This is a genomic window from Streptomyces sp. CA-135486 (assembly GCF_050936555.1).
In the GTDB taxonomy this organism is placed as follows: Bacteria; Actinomycetota; Actinomycetes; order Streptomycetales; family Streptomycetaceae; genus Streptomyces.
In genome coordinates this window covers 905,624-923,744 of sequence record NZ_JBNJMM010000001.1, presented here as the reverse complement: position 1 = coordinate 923,744, position 18,121 = coordinate 905,624, and the positions used below count along the sequence as shown (strand labels likewise).

At 68.1% G+C, this 18,121-nt stretch carries 15 protein-coding genes and 1 tRNA gene; 7 read left to right on the top strand and 9 right to left on the bottom strand.

The genetic code is table 11. The features are described 5' to 3' along the window. Positions 1 to 67: 67 nt before the first annotated feature. Positions 68 to 1,213, bottom strand: coding sequence for a 4-hydroxyphenylpyruvate dioxygenase (hppD, locus tag ACQEVG_RS04175; RefSeq protein ID WP_432977155.1), 1,146 nt, complete (start codon positions 1,211 to 1,213; stop codon positions 68 to 70). Between the two features lie 134 nt (positions 1,214 to 1,347). On the opposite strand from hppD, the gene ACQEVG_RS04170 reads away from it, so the two are divergent. The 5 genes from ACQEVG_RS04170 to ACQEVG_RS04150 all read left to right on the top strand — a co-directional run bounded on the left by ACQEVG_RS04170 (position 1,348) and on the right by ACQEVG_RS04150 (position 5,650). Next, positions 1,348 to 1,824 (top strand): Lrp/AsnC family transcriptional regulator, encoded by a 477-nt coding sequence (locus ACQEVG_RS04170; protein ID WP_432977152.1) that lies wholly within the window; start codon positions 1,348 to 1,350, stop codon positions 1,822 to 1,824. An 11-nt stretch (positions 1,825 to 1,835) separates the two neighbouring features. Continuing rightward, entirely contained in the window at positions 1,836 to 2,483 is a 648-nt protein-coding gene (locus ACQEVG_RS04165; RefSeq protein ID WP_432977149.1) for an ABC transporter permease, read from the top strand. Positions 2,484 to 2,580: 97 nt separating this feature from the next. Then, the gene (locus ACQEVG_RS04160) at positions 2,581 to 3,780 is read left to right on the top strand and encodes a betaine/proline/choline family ABC transporter ATP-binding protein (protein WP_432985046.1); all 1,200 of its coding nucleotides are present in this window, start codon (positions 2,581 to 2,583) and stop codon (positions 3,778 to 3,780) included. After that, the gene (locus ACQEVG_RS04155) at positions 3,777 to 4,622 is read left to right on the top strand and encodes an ABC transporter permease (RefSeq protein ID WP_432977146.1); all 846 of its coding nucleotides are present in this window, start codon (positions 3,777 to 3,779) and stop codon (positions 4,620 to 4,622) included. Before ACQEVG_RS04160 ends, ACQEVG_RS04155 begins: the two co-directional genes overlap by 4 nt. Next, entirely contained in the window at positions 4,622 to 5,650 is a 1,029-nt protein-coding gene (locus tag ACQEVG_RS04150) for a glycine betaine ABC transporter substrate-binding protein (protein ID WP_432977143.1), read from the top strand. The genes ACQEVG_RS04155 and ACQEVG_RS04150 overlap by 1 nt, the downstream gene beginning before the upstream one ends. A gap of 281 nt (positions 5,651 to 5,931) precedes the next feature. On the opposite strand, the gene ACQEVG_RS04145 is transcribed toward ACQEVG_RS04150, so the two are convergent. From ACQEVG_RS04145 to ACQEVG_RS04130, 4 genes are all read right to left on the bottom strand, one after another. Continuing rightward, the gene (locus tag ACQEVG_RS04145) at positions 5,932 to 6,720 is read right to left on the bottom strand and encodes a S16 family serine protease (protein WP_432977140.1); all 789 of its coding nucleotides are present in this window, start codon (positions 6,718 to 6,720) and stop codon (positions 5,932 to 5,934) included. Positions 6,721 to 6,870: 150 nt separating this feature from the next. Then, positions 6,871 to 7,512, bottom strand: coding sequence for an IclR family transcriptional regulator (locus ACQEVG_RS04140; protein WP_432977137.1), 642 nt, complete (start codon positions 7,510 to 7,512; stop codon positions 6,871 to 6,873). 331 nt (positions 7,513 to 7,843) lie between these two features. Beyond that, positions 7,844 to 9,637: a DEAD/DEAH box helicase gene (locus ACQEVG_RS04135; RefSeq protein ID WP_432977134.1), complete on the bottom strand. Its 1,794-nt coding sequence runs from the start codon at positions 9,635 to 9,637 to the stop codon at positions 7,844 to 7,846. Positions 9,638 to 10,375: 738 nt separating this feature from the next. Next, positions 10,376 to 11,839, bottom strand: coding sequence for an MFS transporter (locus tag ACQEVG_RS04130; RefSeq protein WP_432977131.1), 1,464 nt, complete (start codon positions 11,837 to 11,839; stop codon positions 10,376 to 10,378). Positions 11,840 to 12,020: 181 nt separating this feature from the next. Between ACQEVG_RS04130 and ACQEVG_RS04125 the strand changes: the two genes are divergently transcribed. Continuing rightward, positions 12,021 to 12,092 (top strand) — tRNA-Cys (locus tag ACQEVG_RS04125). A gap of 566 nt (positions 12,093 to 12,658) precedes the next feature. On the opposite strand, the gene ACQEVG_RS04120 is transcribed toward ACQEVG_RS04125, so the two are convergent. The 4 genes from ACQEVG_RS04120 to ACQEVG_RS04105 are packed head-to-tail and all read right to left on the bottom strand — an operon-like array spanning position 12,659 to position 16,617. After that, entirely contained in the window at positions 12,659 to 13,225 is a 567-nt protein-coding gene (locus ACQEVG_RS04120; RefSeq protein WP_432977128.1) for a hypothetical protein, read from the bottom strand. Then, positions 13,225 to 13,833, bottom strand: a complete 609-nt coding sequence (locus tag ACQEVG_RS04115; protein ID WP_432977125.1) for a hypothetical protein — start codon at positions 13,831 to 13,833, stop codon at positions 13,225 to 13,227. Before ACQEVG_RS04115 ends, ACQEVG_RS04120 begins: the two co-directional genes overlap by 1 nt. A 39-nt stretch (positions 13,834 to 13,872) precedes the next feature. Continuing rightward, a complete protein-coding gene (locus ACQEVG_RS04110) occupies positions 13,873 to 16,155 on the bottom strand; it encodes a DUF6571 family protein (protein WP_432977122.1) in 2,283 nt (760 codons plus the stop codon). A 21-nt stretch (positions 16,156 to 16,176) separates the two neighbouring features. After that, entirely contained in the window at positions 16,177 to 16,617 is a 441-nt protein-coding gene (locus tag ACQEVG_RS04105) for a hypothetical protein (RefSeq protein WP_432977119.1), read from the bottom strand. Between the two features lie 583 nt (positions 16,618 to 17,200). On the opposite strand from ACQEVG_RS04105, the gene ACQEVG_RS04100 reads away from it, so the two are divergent. After that, entirely contained in the window at positions 17,201 to 18,121 is a 921-nt protein-coding gene (locus ACQEVG_RS04100; RefSeq protein ID WP_432977116.1) for a serine/threonine protein kinase, read from the top strand.

Genomic DNA, 18,121 nt, shown 5'->3' with positions numbered 1-18,121 from the left:
GGCCCCCACGCCCGCAGGGCGTAGGGGGCGGGTCCGGGGGCCGAGCCCCCGTTTACAGATTGCCGCTTTACAGATTGCCGCGCTTCTCCTGCTCGCGCTCGATCGCCTCGAAGAGCGCCTTGAAGTTGCCCTTTCCGAAGCCCATCGAGCCGTGCCGCTCGATCATCTCGAAGAAGACCGTCGGCCTGTCCTGCACCGGCTTGGTGAAGATCTGCAGCAGATAGCCGTCCTCGTCGCGGTCGACCAGGATCTTCAGCTCGCGCAGCGTCTCGACCGGCACCCGCGTCTCGCCCGCCCACTCGCCGAGCGTGTCGTAGTACGAGTCGGGCGTGTCCAGGAACTTGACTCCCGCCGCCCGCATGCTTCGTACGGTCGCGACGATGTCGTTGGTGGCGAGCGCGATGTGCTGGACACCGGCCCCGCCGTAGAACTCCAGATACTCGTCGATCTGCGACTTCTTCTTCGCGATCGCCGGCTCGTTGATCGGGAACTTCACCTTCAGCGTGCCGTCGGCGACGACCTTCGACATCAGGGCGGAGTACTCGGTGGCGATGTCGTCGCCCACGAACTCCTTCATGTTGGTGAAGCCCATGACCTTGTTGTAGAAGGCCACCCACTCGTTCATCCTGCCGAGCTCGACATTGCCCACGCAGTGGTCGATGGCCTGGAAGGTGCGCTTGGCCGGCGGCTCGACGATCGGGTCGGCGGCGACGAAGCCCGGCAGATACGGGCCGTCGTAGCCGGAGCGGTCGACCAGCGTGTGCCGGGTCTTGCCGTACGTCGCGATCGCGGCCAGTACGACCGTGCCGTGCTCGTCCTTGATCTCGTACGGCTCGGTGAGGCCGGTGGCGCCGTGCTCGGTGGCGTACGCGTACGCCGCCCGCGCGTCCGGCACCTCGATGGCCAGGTCGACGACGCCGTCCCCGTGCTCGGCGACATGGTCGGCGAGGAAGCGGCCCCGGTCGGTGGACTGCTTGATGACGGAGGTGAAGACGAAGCGCGCGGCGCCGTTGGTCAGCACGTAACTCGCGGTCTCCCGGCTGCCGTTCTCCGGTCCGGAGTACGCGACGAGCTTCATGCCGAAGGCCGTGGAGTAGTAGTGCGCGGCCTGCTTGGCGTTGCCCACGGCGAAGACGACCGCGTCCATTCCCTTCACCGGGAAGGGGTCTGCCTTGCGCGCGGTGGCGGGGGTGTGATCGATGGTCTCAGTCATAACGGCAGGCTCCCCCCGATCCACAAGGTGCGCAATACTTTCTGTTTCCTCTGGTCAATCTGCACAGCCAAGGAGCACGATGGTGGGGCTATCTGTACATGATGACCACCAGGATGACCTTCAGGGAGACCGTCATGGCGATCGATCATCTGGACGGCCGGCTCATCGTCCTGCTGGCCCGCGAGCCCCGCATCGGGGTGCTGGAGGCCTCCCGCCGGCTCGGCGTGGCCCGCGGCACCGCGCAGGCCCGGCTGGAACGGCTTCAGTCCAATGGAGTGATCCGCGGGTTCGGCCCCGACGTGGACCCGGCCGCGCTGGGCTATCCCGTCACGGCCTTCGCCACGCTGGAGATCAAGCAGGGACAAGGCTCGGATGTACGGGCCCATTTGGCGACCGTCCCCGAGGTGCTTGAGCTGCACACCACCACGGGCCACGGCGACATGCTCTGCCGGCTGGTCGCCCGTTCCAACGCGGATCTCCAGCGGGTGATCGACCGTGTTGTCGGTTTTGATGGCATCGTCCGCGCCTCCACGGCGATCGTCATGGAGAATCCGGTGCCCTTGCGGATCATTCCACTGGTGGAGCAGGCTGCGGAGGACCACGGCGTCTGAGGTGACTCGGTGTGAGCTTCTGGGACTTTCTCGGCAATCAGCACCAGCAATTACTCACCGACGCCTTCCAGCACGCCAGCGCCGTCTTCCAGTGCATGGTCATCGCGACGCTGCTGGGCATCCTGATCGGCGTGGTCAGCTACCGCAGCGACTGGGCCGGGAATCTGGCCATCACCAGCACCGCCACGATCCTCACCGTCCCCTCCCTCGCCCTGATCGGTCTGCTGATCCCGATGGTGGGCCTGGGGGTCCCGCCCACGGTGATCTCCCTGACGCTGTACGGGCTGCTGCCCATCGTCCGTAACTCCATCGTGGGACTGCGCGGAGTGGACCCCTCCCTCGTGGACGCGGCCAAGGGCATCGGGATGTCCCGGTCGGCCCGCCTCTTCCGGGTCGAACTGCCGCTCGCCTGGCCGCCGATCCTGACCGGGATCCGGGTCTCCACCCAGATGCTGATGGGCATCGCCGCGATCGCCGCGTACGCCTCCGGGCCCGGGCTCGGCAATGAGATCTTCCGCGGTATCGCATCGCTGGGCAGCGCCAACGCGATCAACCAGGTCCTGGCCGGCACGGTCGGGATCGTCATCCTCGCCCTGCTCTTCGACGCCGTGTATGTACTGATCGGACGGCTGACCATCTCGAGGGGAATCCGTGTCTGAGACAGCCGCGTCGGGGACCTCCGCTTTTGGGACCTCCCCTTCTGGGACAGCCGCCTCGGGCGCGCCCCCTTCGGGGGCCTCCGCTTCGGGCGCCTCCATCAAGCTGGAGGACCTCACCAAGCGCTATCCCGGCAGTCCGAGCCCCGCCGTGGACAACGTCTCGATGGAGATCATGCCGGGCGAGACGGTGATCCTCGTGGGCCCTTCCGGCTGCGGGAAGTCGACCACACTGAAGATGATCAACCGGCTGATCGAGCCGACGTCCGGGCGCATCCGGATCAACGACGAGGACGTCACCGACATGGACCCGGTGAAGCTGCGCCGGAAGATCGGTTACGCGATCCAGTCGTCCGGGCTCTTCCCGCACATGACGGTCGCGGAGAACATCGCCCTCGTACCGAAAATGGTCGGCTGGCCGAAGTCGAAGGTGAGGGACCGGGTCGAGGAGATGCTCGATCTGGTGGGGCTCGACCCGCGGGAGTTCCACGGGCGCTATCCGCGGCAGCTGTCGGGCGGTCAGCAGCAACGGGTGGGCGTCGCACGGGCGCTGGCCGCGGATCCCCCCGTACTGCTGATGGACGAGCCGTTCGGGGCGGTCGATCCGATCACGCGTGACCATCTGCAGGACGAACTGATCAGACTTCAGCGCGAGTTGCACAAGACGATCGTCTTCGTCACTCATGACTTCGACGAAGCGATCAAGCTCGGGGACCGGATCGCGGTACTGCGGGAGCGCTCGCACATCGCGCAGTTCGACACCCCGGAGGCGATCCTCGCCAATCCGGCGGACGACTTCGTCTCCGGTTTCGTGGGCGCGGGCGCGGCGCTGAAGCGGCTCAATCTCACGCGGGTACGGGAGGTCGAGATCATGGACTTCCCGACGGTGACCGTGGACGACCCGCTCGAGTCGGTCCTCAACAAGCTGGGCGAGGGCCGGCACAACGAGATCCTGATGCTGGACCGGCGGGGGCGCCCGTACAAATGGCTGCGGCGCGTGGATCTGCTGCGTGCCAAGGGGTCGCCGGCCAGGGCCGGGCAGCTGGTGCAGGCCACGGTCACCAGGGACGCGACGCTGCACGACGCACTGGAGGCGGTGCTCACCGACGCCAGCGGGCGGGTCGCGGTGACCGGCCGGCGCGGCGAGTACATCGGCGTCGTCGACATGGAGACGCTGATGAACTCCGTACAGGAGATGCTGGAGGCCGACCGGCTCGCCGCCGCCGAGCATCAGCACGATCTGGAGGAACTGCGCCACCACCGGACAGAGGTGGAGCTGGAGGGTGGTGCGGACGGATGAGCGACGCCGCACAGCAGGCCGCCAAGGAGTCCGCGCAGGAGGCCGCGCAGGACGAGCTCGGCCCGCCGGGAGAGACCGCGGAGGAACCACCTCCACCGCCACCCGCGCCGCCCCGGTTCACCTGGCAGAAGCTGGTCGTCATGCCGGCCGTGCTCACCGTCGTACTGCTCGTGACCTGGCTGTGGATCTCCCACGCCGACCTCGACGCGATCGCCGAGAACTCCCTGTCGGGCGGCAATGTCCAGCTGCGGGTGCGGCAGCACATCCAACTCACCGCCATCTCCACCTTCTGGGTGCTGATCATCGCGATCCCGCTGGGCATCGCGCTCACCCGGCGCCGCCTGCGCCGGGCGGCTCCCGTGGTCACCGGCGTCGCCAACATCGGCCAGGCGACCCCGGCGATCGGCCTGCTGGCGCTGCTGGTGATCTGGCTGGGCATCGGCCCGTCCACCGCGATCACCGGCATGGTGATCTACGCGGTGCTGCCGGTGCTCTCCAACACGGTGGCGGGCCTGAAGGCGATCGATCCGGAGCTGGTGGAGGCCTCGCGCGGCATCGGCATGTCGGCGACGGGGACGCTGCGGAAGGTCGAACTGCCCCTCGCCGTACCGCTGATCCTGGCGGGCGTGCGCACGGCCCTGGTCCTCAATGTCGGCACGGCGACGCTGGCCACGTTCGGCGGCGGCGGGGGCCTTGGCGACCTGATCACCTCGGGCATCCAGACCCAGCGGATGCCGGTACTGATCCTGGGCTCGGTGCTCACGGTGGTGCTGGCGCTGCTGGTGGACTGGCTGGCCTCGCTGGCCGAGCTGGCGCTGACGCCGCGCGGACTGGAGGCGTGATGCGCTGCGTACGTACGGGTGCGAGGCGTACAGGTGCGAGCCGTACGGCTGCCAGGCGTACGGCTGTGAGCGGGGCCTCGGTCCTGGCACTGACGCTGACGCTGCTGACCGGCTGCGGCCTCAAGAGCGGTTCACCGATGGTGGACGACGTGGCACCGGGCTCGGTCGGCAAGGGCCGGCCGCTCAAGGGGGCGTCGCTGACGGTCGCTTCGAAGAACTTCAGCGAGAACATCATCCTGGGCCAGATGATCGGCCTGCTCTTCAAGGCGGCGGGCGCGGAGGTGCTCGACCGTACGAATCTGCCCGGCTCGATCAGCGCGCGCCAGGCGATCGTGGGCGGCGACGCGGACGCGATGTACGACTACACCGGAACCGGCTGGATCACCTATCTGGGCAACCAGAAGCCGATCGTGAACCCGCAGGCACAGTGGCGGGCGGTGCACGACGCGGATCTGAAGAACGGCGTCACCTGGCTGCCGCAGTCCACGCTCAACAACACCTACACGCTGGTCATCAGCAAGCAGAACAACGCGAAGTACCACCTCAAGACGTTGTCGGACGTCGCGGCACTGGCGAAGAAGGAGCCGTCGGCGGTGACGCTCTGTCTGGAGAACGAGTTCGCGTCGCGCGAGGACGGGCTGCCGGGCATGGCGGAGGCGTACGGCATGAGGATTCCGGCCGGGAACATCAAGAAGATGGACGCCGGGATCATCTACACGCAGGTGTTGAAGTCCAACTCGTGTCTGCTGGGCGAGGCGTACACCACCGACGGCCGGATCAGGGCGATGGATCTGGACACGATGGCGGACGACAGGCACTTCTTCCCGAACTACAACGCGGCGCCCCAGATCCACAGCAGGACGATCGACAAGTGGCCCGCGATCGCGGGGCTGTTGAACCCGCTGAGCGCGCGGCTGACGCCGCGGATCGCACAGGAGCTGAACGCGAAGGTCGATGTGGAGGGTGAGGACCCGCACAAGGTGGCGAAGGACTGGCTGATCCAGGAGGGCTTCATCAGGGAGGGCTGAGCGCGGACTGCGGCTGCACGAGCTGCGCGCGGCCCAACTGGAGCGTGCGGTCCGCGCGCATCGCATGCCACGCAAGGACCTCCGTACCCAACTGGGCTGGACGCTGGTCGAGTTGGGCCTTCGCCTGGTGCAACAGCCGCCCGCACGGGTCGCCCGTATGGCGTGAGCGGATTGGCGGGGCGGATCCGGCGCATTGAGCGCGGGCACTGGGACCGGCGCGGGCAGCGAGTCCGACGCAGGCTTCGGGACCCGGCGCGGGCAGCGAGTCCGGGGCCGGCAGGTCAGCAGCCCGGGACCTTCCCGCCCTTCTCCAGGGCGCGAAGCGAGTCCACCGCGCCCCGCAGGGTCGTCACCGGAATCAGCCGCAGCCCCTTGGGGAGCTCGGCCTTCGCGTCGGAGCACTCCCCCTTGGGCACGAGAAAAACGCTCGCGCCGTCCCGCTTGGCGGCCTGAGTCTTGAGCGACACCCCACCGACCGCGCCCACCTTGCCGTCCGTGCCGATCGTCCCCGTACCGGCAATGATCCGGCCACCGGTCAGATCGCCGCCCGCGCCGTCGCCGTCGAGCTTGTCGACGATCCCGAGCGAGAAGAGCAGCCCCGCGCTGGGCCCGCCGATGTCGGCGAGGTGCAGGGTCACCTTCACCTTCGCCGGGTCCTCACCGAGGTAGGCGAGCGCGGCGCTGGTGGCGGCGTCCTGCGACTTCGCCATGTCCTTGAGGTTGTGCTCTTCGACTTCCCTGTCCGATTTGCCCGGCGGATAGACGGAGTCACGCGGCAGGACCGCGCTGTCCGTCCTGAACCAGGCGTCGACCACATCACCGAGATCGACATCGGCGGACGGCCCGGTCGCCACGATGGTCGTCATCCGCAGCTCCCCCGTGGTCCTACGGGTGGGCGCGCCGGCGACGGTGATGACCGGTGTGCCCTTGTCCTCGCCGAGCACGTTCGCGGTGGTCCCGGGCTGAGCGATGGAGTACGGCAGCGGCGCGAGCCCGGCGGCGGCGAAGAGGGCGAGGACGGGGAGAGCGCACAGGGCGATGGCGCGGGTGCGCGTGAGACGGGAGAGCACGGTGCTCAATGTATCGGGGGCGAGGGCGAGAGGGTTGAGGTGCGGGTACGGGGATCCCGGGTCCGCTGACCGGCCGGGTCCGGCGTGGGGGACAAAACCCCCACGCCCCGGACCTGGTGACCGCAAACCGCACCCCAGACGGGCCCCGCTTCAGCGCAACGCGTCAGCGACCTCGCGGGCCGCGTCCATCACCCGCGGCCCCACCCTCTCCGGCACCGAGTCCGCCAGCATCACCACACCCACGCTCCCCTCCAGCCCGGTCACCCCGACCAGCGCCGCGGCCGCCCCGCTCGCGCCCGCCTCCAGCTCGCCGTGGGTGAGCGTGTACCCGGGTTCGTTCGACTTGCCCTGGCGTGCCGCGAGGATCGCCTTGCCGGCCGCGCCCCGGTCCAGCGGATGCCGGAAGCCCGCGCGGTACGCCACGTGGTAGTCCGTCCAGGTCGGCTCGACGACCGCGACCGCAAGGGCCTCCGAGCCGTCGACAAGAGTGAGATGCGCGGTCGCCCCTATGTCCTCCGCGAGCGAGCGCAACGCCGGCATCGCGGCCTCGCGCACCAGCGGATGCACCTGTCGGCCGAGCCGCAGCACGCCGAGCCCGACGCGGGCGCGGCCGCCCAGGTCGCGGCGTACCAGCGCATGCTGTTCGAGCGTGGCCAGCAGACGGTAGACGACGGTGCGGTTGACGCCGAGTTTGTTGGACAACTCGGTGACGGTCAGCCCGTGGTCGGTGTCGGCGAGCAGTTTGAGGACTCTTAGTCCCCGGTCGAGCGTCTGGGAGGTTTCCGCGGTCACGACGCCCTCTCCTTCGGAGTGAGAGACGGCGGTCCTCCACGGATACAGCGACACCAGTCCCATCGGCGACGCACCCAGAGGCCGCCGGCAGTTCATGGCACAAGGCACACCGGCTGCGCTCCGCGGCGGCGCTGCCACGGGGCGTATGCATTGCGGGGACAGTAGCGACCTGGTCCGCTCAGCGGAAGACCTCGTCCAGAATCCGGGCGCTTCCACGATGGCCGGCTTCTCCGCGCCGGCCCCTGCCCGGGGAAGGGCCCACGTCGCCGCGGGATGAGCGGGGCCCGGGGCGTACACACGCACCCGGGCCCGTTCGGCATCCGTACACGCCTCACCGCATACGGGTCGCCCACTCCTGGACCTTCTTGATCCGCTCCCGGATCTGCCCGGCGGTCGCCTCGGCACTCGGCGGCCCACCGCACACCCGCCGGAGCTCGGTGTGGATGACGCCGTGCGGCTTGCCGCTCTGGTGGACGTACGCGCCGACCATCGTGTTGAGCTGCTTCCTGAGCTCCAGCAGCTCCTTGTGCGAGACGACCGGCCGCCGCTCGGCCGGCAGCTCCAGCAGATCGGCGTCCTCGTCCGGCTTCTTGCGGCTGTGCGCGATCTGCCGGGCCTGCCGCTTCTGCAGGAGCAGTTGCACCTGGTCGGGCTCGAGAAGCCCCGGGATCCCCAGGTAGTCCTGCTCCTCCTCGCTTCCCGGGTGCGCCTGCATGCCGAACTCGGCGCCGTCGTACAGCACTCGGTCGAAGACGGCGTCGGACTCGAGCGCCTCGAAGGGGAGCATGTCCTGCTCGCCGGTGTCCTCGTCCTGCTGCTTCTCCGCCTCCGCCATCTCCTTCTCGGATTCGGCGTACGGGTCCTCGTCCCCGTCCTTCTTCGGCCTGTCGAGAACGTGGTCGCGCTCGACCTCCATCTCGCCTGCGAAACCAAGGAGGTTGGGGATGGTCGGCAGGAAGACGGACGCGGTCTCGCCGCGACGGCGGGAGCGTACGAAACGTCCCACCGCCTGCGCGAAGAAGAGCGGCGTCGAGATGGTGGTGGCGTACACACCCACCGCGAGCCGCGGCACGTCGACGCCCTCGGACACCATGCGGACCGCGACCATCCAGCGGTCCTCGTTCTCGCTGAACTCCTCGATCCGCTTGGAAGCGGCGGCCTCGTCGGAGAGGACGACGGTCGCCTTGGTGCCGGTGATCTCACGGATGAGCTTGGCGTACGCGCGGGCCGAGTCCTGGTCGGACGCGATGACGAGACCGCCGGCGTCCGGGATGCCCTTCCGCACCTCGGTCAGCCGCTTGTCGGCGGCGCGCAGCACATTTGGCATCCAGTCACCGCGCGGGTCGAGCGCGGTGCGCCAGGCCTGCGAGATGGCGTCCTTGGTCATGGGCTCGCCGAGGCGGGCGGCGATCTCGTCACCGGCCTTGGTGCGCCACCGCATATTGCCGCTGTAACTGAGAAAGATCACGGGCCGGACGACGCCGTCCCCGAGAGCATTGCCGTATCCGTACGTATAGTCCGCGGCGGACCGCCGAATCCCGTCGTTCCCCTCCTCGTACTGCACAAAGGGGATGGGATTGGTGTCGGACCGGAAGGGCGTACCGGTGAGCGCGAGCCGCCGGGTCGCCGGATCGAAGGCCTCGAGGCAGGCCTCGCCCCACGACTTCGAGTCACCGGCGTGATGGATCTCATCGAGGATGACGAGGGTCTTGCGCTGCTCACAACGGTTGCGGTGCAGCATGGGCCGCACGCCGACGCCCGCGTATGTGACGGCGACCCCGTGGTACTCCTTGCTCAGCGGCCCGGCGCTGTACTCCGGGTCAAGCTTGATCCCGACCCGCGCGGCCGCGGCCGCCCACTGCTTCTTGAGGTGCTCGGTGGGGGCGACGACGGTCACCTGCTGCACGATGTGGTGGTGCAGCAGCCAGGAGGCGAGGGTGAGCGCGAAGGTGGTCTTGCCGGCGCCGGGGGTGGCGACGGCGAGGAAGTCCCGCGGCTGCTCCTGGAGATACCGCTCCATGGCGCCTTGCTGCCAGGCCCGCAGCTTGTTGGCCGTACCCCAGGGGGCGCGGCCGGGGAAGGCGGGTGAGAGGTGGTGGGAGTGGGAGGCGGTAGTAGTACTCACGGTCTCCGGGTTCGACGCTCGTCCAAGTCTGACAGTCCAGGTATGACAACCGGGCCACCCTACCGGTGTGACTGCGGGGGCTGGGGCGGACGGGCCGGGTCGATGGAGGGTGAGACGTGCCTCACAGGGCGGGGGCGGGTCTTGGGGTGGGGTGCGGGGGTCCGGGGAGCGCGTCTTGGGCTCGTCCGGGGTGCCCGGGTCCGCGGGTGCGGGCGTTCGGGGCGCGGGTCCTGGGCCGTCGGCGTGCCCGGGTCCGCGGGTGCGGGCGTTCGGGGCGCGGGTCCTGGGCCGTCGGCGTGCCCGGGTCCGCGGGTGCGGGCGTCCGGGGCGCGGGTCCTGGGCCGTCGGCGTGCCCGGGTCCGCGGGTGCGGGCGTCCGGGGCGCGGGTCCTGGGCCGTCGGCGTGCCCGGGTCCGCGGGTGCGGGTCCGAGGCGCGGGTCCTGGGCCGTCGGCGTGCCCGGGTCCGCGGGTGTGGCTTGGTGGCCGCTACGGGGCTCGAATTCTGGACTGCGCTGCGCTCAATGTGCGGCTCCGCCGCGTGGTCACCGCGCTTCGCGCGAGCTGCGCCGCTTTACGTCCAGAACACGACCCCTACGCGTCCCCCTGCACCCCAAGGCTCACTGGGCACCCCGTGTCCAGCTGTGCCGCGAGGCCACCGCAAGGGCGGGCAACTCCCCCCAGGGGTCCGGGGCGAAGCCCCGGTTCGGGAAGGGGCGGGTCAGGGGAAAGGGCCCCCGGTCACCGCGTCCGCAGCCGCGTCGACACCCACGCCCCCGCCAACGCCACCCCCGCCATCGGAAGAAACACCGCCGCGAACGCCCCCGGGTGCGAGCCCGACGAGCCCACCGCACCCGACGCCGCGTGCGCCGCACCCACCGCTCCCCCGCCCAGCGCAGCGAACGCCGCACCCCCCGCCGCCAGCAGCAGCACATTCGACAGCCCGTCCGAGATCTGCAGCGCCGCCGAGTTCGCGCCCGCCTCCCCTGGCGCGGACAGCTTCAGCAGCAGCACGCTCGTCGAGGAGATCACCATGCCCATGCCCAAGCAGCCCACGCCCCACGCGACCCCCACGATCCACACCGGCACCCACGCGACCAGCACGCTCGGCGCCGCCGCGATCGCCGCAGCGACCAGCACCATCCCCAGCGCCATCAGCCACTCCCGGTACGGCTCGACCCGCGGCCGGGACTGTACGTAGGACCCCAGCGTCCACGTCGCCCCGCCGACCGCCAGCGACAGCCCGGCCATCGTCGGCGACAACCCCCGCTGGGTGACCAGCATCAGCGGTATGAAGGACTCCGCCGCGATGAAGGACCCGGCCGCGACGCCCCGGAGCAGTACGACGGACGGCAGCCCCCGCGCCGCCCGGTACGTGCCCCGCGGCAGCAGCCCGAGCGCGGCGGGCACCAGCAGCGCCGTACCGGCCAGCGCCGGGATCACCGACAACCACCTCAGCTCCTGTGCCGCGTACTGCAGCAACCCCGCCCCCACCGAGATCCCGAGCGCCAGCCGGATCCGCCGCCCGTCGAAGGACTGCCGCGGCGCGTCGGGATCGGCGGGCCCGGCCGCCATCCGCCGGATCGCGGGCAGGGCGAGCGCCAGCGGGAACACCACAAGCACCGGAATGCCGATGAAGACCCAGCGCCAGCCGAGCTGTTCGGTGACGGTCCCGGACGCGAGCGGCCCCACGACCGACGGGATCACCCAGCTCGCGGCGAACGCGGCCATGATCGAGGGCCGCAGCCGCTCCGAGTACGCGCGGCTGACGACCACGTACAAAGCAACGATCACCAGCCCGCCGCCGAGCCCCTGCACCGCCCGCCCGACGATGAACAGCCACATCGCACCCGCGGTCCCGGACAGCAGCAGCCCCGCCCCGAACGCCGCGATCCCGGTGGCGAGCGGCCACAGCGGCCCGTCCCGGTCGGCCCACTGCCCGGAGAGGACCATCGCGAAGAGGCTGGTCGTGAAGTACGCGGAGAAGGCGAAGGCGTACAGAGAAACACCGTTCAGCTCCCGCGCCGCGACCGGCATCGCGGTACCGACGGCGGTCGCCTCGAAGGCGATCAGCAGGACGACGGAGACGATCCCGACACTGAGCGCACGATGCGTCCTGCCGAGGACGCCTTGGCCATCGGGGACCACGTCTGTGTCGACGGACGACGGCGTGACCTCGGCGTCACGGGGTTCGAGGGCGGTCATGGCCCCCAGAGTAAGGGCCATGATCCGCAATGGCCCCTGTCGCTGGAGGGAGGCCGGCTGGTCCCTTGGTCGTACGACCCGCGTACGAGCATGAACGCCGTATGGCAGTCGCATTGCAGCCGGCGCCGGACCCTTGAGCGGCGCCGAAGCCGCGCCTACGGTCGAGGCATTGGAGACACACGGCCGTGTGCCCGAGTGGTTGAGGGACTCGCCTGCAAAGCGGGTTACGCCGGTTCGATTCCGGTCACGGCCTCTATTGCCTGACCAGGCAAAACGAAAGGGCGGCACCTCGGAGGGGTGCCGCCCTTTTGGTCGTCCGTCTCAGATTCCGTCTCAGTTGGCAGGTACGAGCGCGCCACCGGAAGCTGCCGCCGACCTCCGGCGTTACGGCTTGATGACCCTATATGTCCCGGAATCGTCGACGCCAAACATCGGCTCAGGTAGGCGCTGTCCACGCTCCCTAGAAATCCAGTGGGTGCGCTCCCGAGATGGTTGCACCCGGAAGATCATGCTTCGCGACCCGCTCCCGTCGGCGCGGTCGTCGCGGGTGACATGCCAGACGCTTCCTCGGGTTCCGTGAGGCTGCACCGGCCAGCCAGTCAACTCCACTTTCCAAGTGTCAGCGACGCCGTTGTCACGGCCATCGTGGGCGGTGATGGTGCCCACCACTCGATGGGGAAGTGGCTGGCCCGCCTGGTGCGCTTCGTAGTTCTCACATGGCCGCCACGGGCAACCGCGTTTTCTTTCTGAACGCCGGACCACGACAGCGGCCGCCCCCGTGGTGCGGGGACGGCCGCTCTCGTACGCGAGCAGCGACGTTCAGCAGAAGCCCTCGTCGACGGTGGCGGTCAGTTCGTACTCGGGCACCACCGTGCTCGACCCGTCCGCTCCCGGAACAGCGAACCCGCCCTCCTCGCTCTGCGAGACGTGCATGCAGAAGACGAAGTCCTCACCGCGCGCGGTGATTTCGTAGTCATCACTCTCACCGACGGCTTTGGCCTCGACCGCGTACGACGGCCCCTTGCCCTCACCCGCGTCACCGACCTTCGACTCGATCAGCGAGGCATAGCCACCGGCCGACGAGTCGACGTGCGAGTCCTCCCCCAAAGAGACGGCCGCGCTCTGGACAGCCTCTTTGAACTCGCTTTTGCTCCAGGAGGTTTCATCGGCGAAGCTCATGGCCGAGCATCCCTGAAACAACATGATCCCTGCTGCGGCGAAGACGACGACGCGCCCGATGGTGTACGCGGTGTCGGAGGGCTCATTGGCCTCAGGATTGCGATACCGCCAGGACGACAGCTTCCAGTAGAGCTTGCGCTGGTCGGCAAGCCCGAGGGCGACGAAGAGGGCGGCCGCGACGAAGAAGAAGATGACGACGCCGGTCATTACTTCAGGCCCTTCTGACGCTCGGGCGGATCGGGAAACGTTAGCTGGTTCTCACACTTCAAGCCCTCCGCCACCTTCCGGGCCGAGGCGATGAGGAGCTTGGCGCTTGCGTTGCTGCTCAGGCCGAGGCGGTCGACGATGGTGCCGCGAAGCACGGCCGGCTTCTTCCCCGGCTTGACCAGGTCCGGGCGCCGGCAGTCAACGAACAGAAATGGCATGTTTTCGTCGGCCTCGAAGACAGCCGACTTGCCCCGCTGGGGTCCGTTCCTCGAGAAGGGCCCGGGCCACCACGAGAAATAGATCTGGATCTCCGCGGCACCGCCGGATTCACCGTCGACAAAGCAAGTGGTTTTGGTGGGCCCGGTCGAATCCATTTCCTCGCCGAGAAATCGCCCCACCTCAGCTCCTCTGTCGACAGCGCCTGCGACCTGCGCCCCTTGCTTCAGACCCTTACCGCGGAGGGTTCCCAGCACTTCGGCAAGCGTCTCCTTGTCGAAGATCCCCCCACATGCCCGACTCAAGGGCGTCAGCGCGACCTTGGGTTTCTCCGGCCCCTTGTCGCTCCCGCCGCACGCGGTGCTCGCCAGGAGCAGGCACGCCAGCAGCACGACCGTAGGAGACCGACGGGAAAACAAGTGCTCCATCACTCAGTCCGCATCTATCTGGTCGGCCTCGTTATCACCGTTGTTGTAGCCGCTTTCGATAATCCGCTTCGTCTCCCTGGACCACTCGGTTCCGTCAAGCTCGGGATGGACCGCAAGGTACGCGTCGAGCGGATCGGCTGCACGACGCTGGCCCAAATCGGCGAACTTCCACTTGTCCATTTCTTCCTTGCGGTCGAAATCGGCTTCCTTCTCAGCCAGTTCACGGTCGATCTGGATGCCCTGTTCCGTCTCCATTGCCCCACCCACGCCCTCGATAACGGCGGGCACAGCGAAGGCGACAGCTGCCGCGGTAGTGGGTCCGCCGAACGGCAGCGTGGCCAGACCGACCCCCAGGCCGATGCCCTGGCTGACCCCGAACTTCTTCCACTCCGCTGCTTCGGCCATCTTGCGATTGGCTTCATCAGTGGCTTCGCCGTACGCGTGGTTGATCTCGGTCACCCGAGCCTGATCAAGGATTCCGTGCGTCTTGGCGCCTGTTTCCAGCATTGCTGACAGAGCCGGGTCGGGCTGACGATGTGCCACCAGCGCATTTGAGGTGTATTCATACTGTGCCGCTGAAAGAATCTCGTAGCTCCCCTCGTGCTTGCCCACGGAGGCCAGGAAACCGGAAGCCGTTTGATGCTTGAGATTGATGTGGCCCGGGCCTTTGTGATTGAAGGCTTCGTCACGGAGCGCCTGGTCAGCGTCAGCGTTTCCAAAATTCCCCACTGCCCAGTCCAGATCGTCGATATAGCCCGCACCCATCTTGGCGAGACTGTTTCCGATCCCGGGTTTGTCCGCCACATACCCTTGGTCGTTGGCTACCGTCTGGACGACTTGCGACATGATGTTGGCCGTCGTGTCGTCGCGGCGTAGTCCGAGTTCCGGCTGGTCGTACGGCACACCGAGCGTCGCGGCTTCCAGCGCATGCCCCAGCTCGTCGTACCCGTAACCCCGCTTGTCCTCCGCGAACGGATTTCCGTCGGGCCACTTGCGATCGGACATGAGGTACTTCAGCTCGGGATCGACCTTTGAATCGGCCTCCCAGTCCTTCGAGTAGAACATCTCCTTCGCCGCGTCCGGATTGTGCCCCAACGCCTCCATGTAGCCGGCCATGGGGTCCAGTCCGTGGTCAGAGCCGGCACCGAAGCTCAGGAACGGGTCGATCGAGCCGTCCGGACGGTACAGCCGCTTCAGCTCCGTCTTACTGTGATCCTTCTCGAAGTCGATCAGGCCCGTGCCGTAGTCCTTCAGGAAGTCCTTGTCGTACACACCGTTCCGTATGAGGCTGCTCATCACCTGGAAGCCGTACGGACCCTTGTGACTGGTGCCGGCATTCATGTCCAGGAACTCGACCTGCTTGCTCCCCAGGCCCACCATGTCCTTCTTCCAGCGCTCCATGGCGTCGCTGTCGGAGTGGGAGGCGAGGGCGAGGGTGTAGCCGAGCGACTTCTGAATGCTTTCCGATGCCTTCGACTGATCGCCGCCGGTCTGCGTCCGGTCCGCGATTCGCGTCCAGAGCTCGAGAGTCCCCTTGGGCCCCATGTTCGTGGCGAACTTCTCGGCGAAGTACGGGTCTCCCTCGTGCTTGGCGATGAGAGCGTTGATCCGCTGAAGGGTCTTGGGATCCAAGTTGTCCGAGAGGCCGGCCAGCCTGAGATCGCTCTTGTCCCCGGTCAGCTTCTCGAGTTCCTTGAGGTCCTTGTCGGCCTGCTCCCGGCCCTTCTGGGCTTCCTTGATGCTGTTGTACGTGTCGGAATCGAAGCCGCGCTGGCGACCGTTGTAATCCTGGCTGAGGGCCCAGTGGAGAGTGTCGTCCGCTTCCTGTGCCGCGGTCACATGGCTCTGGATGCTGCTCCGGTAGGCCTGGATCGACTCCTGATATGCCTTGTTGAGCTGCGCCTGGTTCTCGGTGCCCTCCGGAGGGTCGAACCAGACCTCGCCGTCGGGCTTGATCGAGAGGTACTTGTCCTTCTCGATGTCGGCCGTCAGGGTCTTCAGCTTCCGCTGCGCCTCCGTGAAGATGTCATGCGCATCGGAGAGCAGCTTGTGGACGTCAGCGGCCTCGTCGCCCGCAGCCACCATCTGCTTGTCCACCATGGAGAGCTTTTCATAGGCTGCGGTGGCTGCCTCGCCCGTCCAGTCGGATCCGTAGATGTCCTTGACCACCGTGTTCCAGTAGAGCGTGTTGGCCTTCTGGAACTTTTCAGGAAGCTTGCCCCATTGGGTCACCGCCTCTGACAGTTCCGTGAAGTCGGCATGGAGGAGTGTCTTGTAGTCGAGCATGTCCGTGATCTCCTCAGCCTCTTACTTCAGGTCCGGCTTGTCGTCGGCGCCGCCGTTCTTGCCCTTGTGAGCATTCTTGTAGCGGTCTGCTTCGTCCTTGTCGCGTACCTCGAAATCAGCTGCGGACGCCCGAAGCTGCCCCGCCACGTCGTTCTTGAGCAAGCCCTCTACGTAAGACACCTGCTTCTTCCACCGGGAGATGAAGGTGGCGAAGGCAGGTCCCGACTTGAAGCCCTTGAGGCTCGCGCCCACCTGGCCGGTCTCTGTCATCACTTTGTCGTCGGCTTCGACGAAGTCACCGCGGGCGATATCGGCTTTGTCTGCGCGGCCCATCAGCACGCTGTACGTCACGTGAAGCCTCTGCCCGCCTCCACGCCCGCCGTCCCCGGGGTCAACGTGGTTGAGCTGCATTCGGGTTGTGGCCTCGCTCTTGTGCTGCGCCCACTCTTCTTCGAACGACATGTCTCCCTCAGGACTGCGGTTGGATCGTTGCCCTTGCCCGGACTGGTTCGCTGCGACTCACAGGAATGCTGTGACTCACAGGAATTACGGAGACCTGATCGATGAGAGGTGGCGGAGCTTGCGGCGGGCCGCCGTATGACGGACCAGAGCGCGGGGCGTGAACTCCGCCCTCACCACCACACCGCTCGTCGCCCGTCCTCCGAGCCAGCCTCGCACCATCGCGTCCTGGGCAGCCCCGAGCAGGACCAGTAGGGGGCCACGACGCCTGGCCCCTGACCTACCGTTGCTCGGCAGCAACGTGCCCTCCCCCGTTACCCACTGCTTCAAGGCAACTGTAGCGAGCGTTTGAGACAGGGAACACCCCCGAATTGCGCTTGCAATTAGCTACAAATAGCCACGAGTGGGGGCGGTTAAGGCGCTTGGGGCCAATCGCTTGCTCAGCGGTTTCGCCATGCGAATGTACGAAACGTCTGAAGATGGCCGACGAGCAAAGGCACAGCGCATCCATCCACCTCCCGGCGAACCCGCGCTCGGGCACTCGGTAGGCTCTGCCGATGTTGTCTTGCCGACGGGGGCTTAGCAGATGGAACGAGCACACACGGAACGGCCGCAGGGGCACAGTCCGCGCCAGATCGGGCCGTACTACCTCATCACGCGACTCGATCCGGCCGGTCCGGGCTTTCCCCCGACCCCCGAGCGCCGCTTCATCGCGCGCAGCGCGGACGGCGATCGTACGGTGCTGGTCAGGACACCGGGGGAAGGTGTGGATCCCGAACGTTTCCTCGTCGAGGCGGACGCCGCTCGCCGGCTGCTCGGCCCCTGGGTCTCCCCCGTCGCCGAACTGTCGCCGCCGTCCGACTCCCCCTGGTACGCGTCCCCGTACCTCCCCTCGCTCCCGCTTCCCGTGGCCCTCGCCGTCCACGGCGGGCCCCTGCCGGAGCGCACGGTGCGGGCCATCGGGGCTGCTCTCGCCGAGACGCTGGCAGGCGCGCACGCGACGGGCATCACGCACGCCGGCCTGTCACCGGCGGCCGTACTGCTGGCGGGCGACGGCCCGCGTCTGACCTGCTTCGGCGCCGTACGCGCCGCCGCCCCGGACGGCGAACAGCGCTCCGGCCTGCCCGGCCTGGAGTCCGGCAGCCTCGCCCCGGAGCAGGCATCGGGCGGCCGCCCGCGCCCGCCGGGGGACGTCTACGCCCTGGGCGCGGTCCTCGCGTACGTCGCCGCCGGCCACACGGTCCCGGACAATGGCGATCTCCCCGAATCCCTTCGCTCCTTGATCTCCCGCTGCCTCACCCGCGACCCGGCGGCCCGCCCGACGGCGGCCGAAGTCCTGCACGCATTGCCTCCCGCGTCACCGGCGCCCGCGTCCACGGTTCTCGACTCGAGCAGCTCGCTGTTGACGCCCGGCTGGCTGCCGGGCCGTGTGGTGGCGGCCGTGGCCCGCCAGTCCGCCGAAGTGCTCGCCGCGGAGCTCCGTGTTCCGCCCACCCACGGGGTCTGA

Coding starts and splice junctions, on each gene's coding strand:
- ACQEVG_RS04100 (WP_432977116.1), top strand. CDS start 17,201: ATGGAACGAGCACACACGGAACGGCCGCAGGGGCACAGTCCGCGCCAG.
- ACQEVG_RS04110 (WP_432977122.1), bottom strand. CDS start 16,155: ATGCTCGACTACAAGACACTCCTCCATGCCGACTTCACGGAACTGTCA.
- ACQEVG_RS04120 (WP_432977128.1), bottom strand. CDS start 13,225: ATGACCGGCGTCGTCATCTTCTTCTTCGTCGCGGCCGCCCTCTTCGTC.
- hppD (WP_432977155.1), bottom strand. CDS start 1,213: ATGACTGAGACCATCGATCACACCCCCGCCACCGCGCGCAAGGCAGAC.
- ACQEVG_RS04150 (WP_432977143.1), top strand. CDS start 4,622: ATGCGCTGCGTACGTACGGGTGCGAGGCGTACAGGTGCGAGCCGTACG.
- ACQEVG_RS04170 (WP_432977152.1), top strand. CDS start 1,348: ATGGCGATCGATCATCTGGACGGCCGGCTCATCGTCCTGCTGGCCCGC.
- ACQEVG_RS04130 (WP_432977131.1), bottom strand. CDS start 11,839: ATGACCGCCCTCGAACCCCGTGACGCCGAGGTCACGCCGTCGTCCGTC.
- ACQEVG_RS04105 (WP_432977119.1), bottom strand. CDS start 16,617: ATGTCGTTCGAAGAAGAGTGGGCGCAGCACAAGAGCGAGGCCACAACC.
- ACQEVG_RS04155 (WP_432977146.1), top strand. CDS start 3,777: ATGAGCGACGCCGCACAGCAGGCCGCCAAGGAGTCCGCGCAGGAGGCC.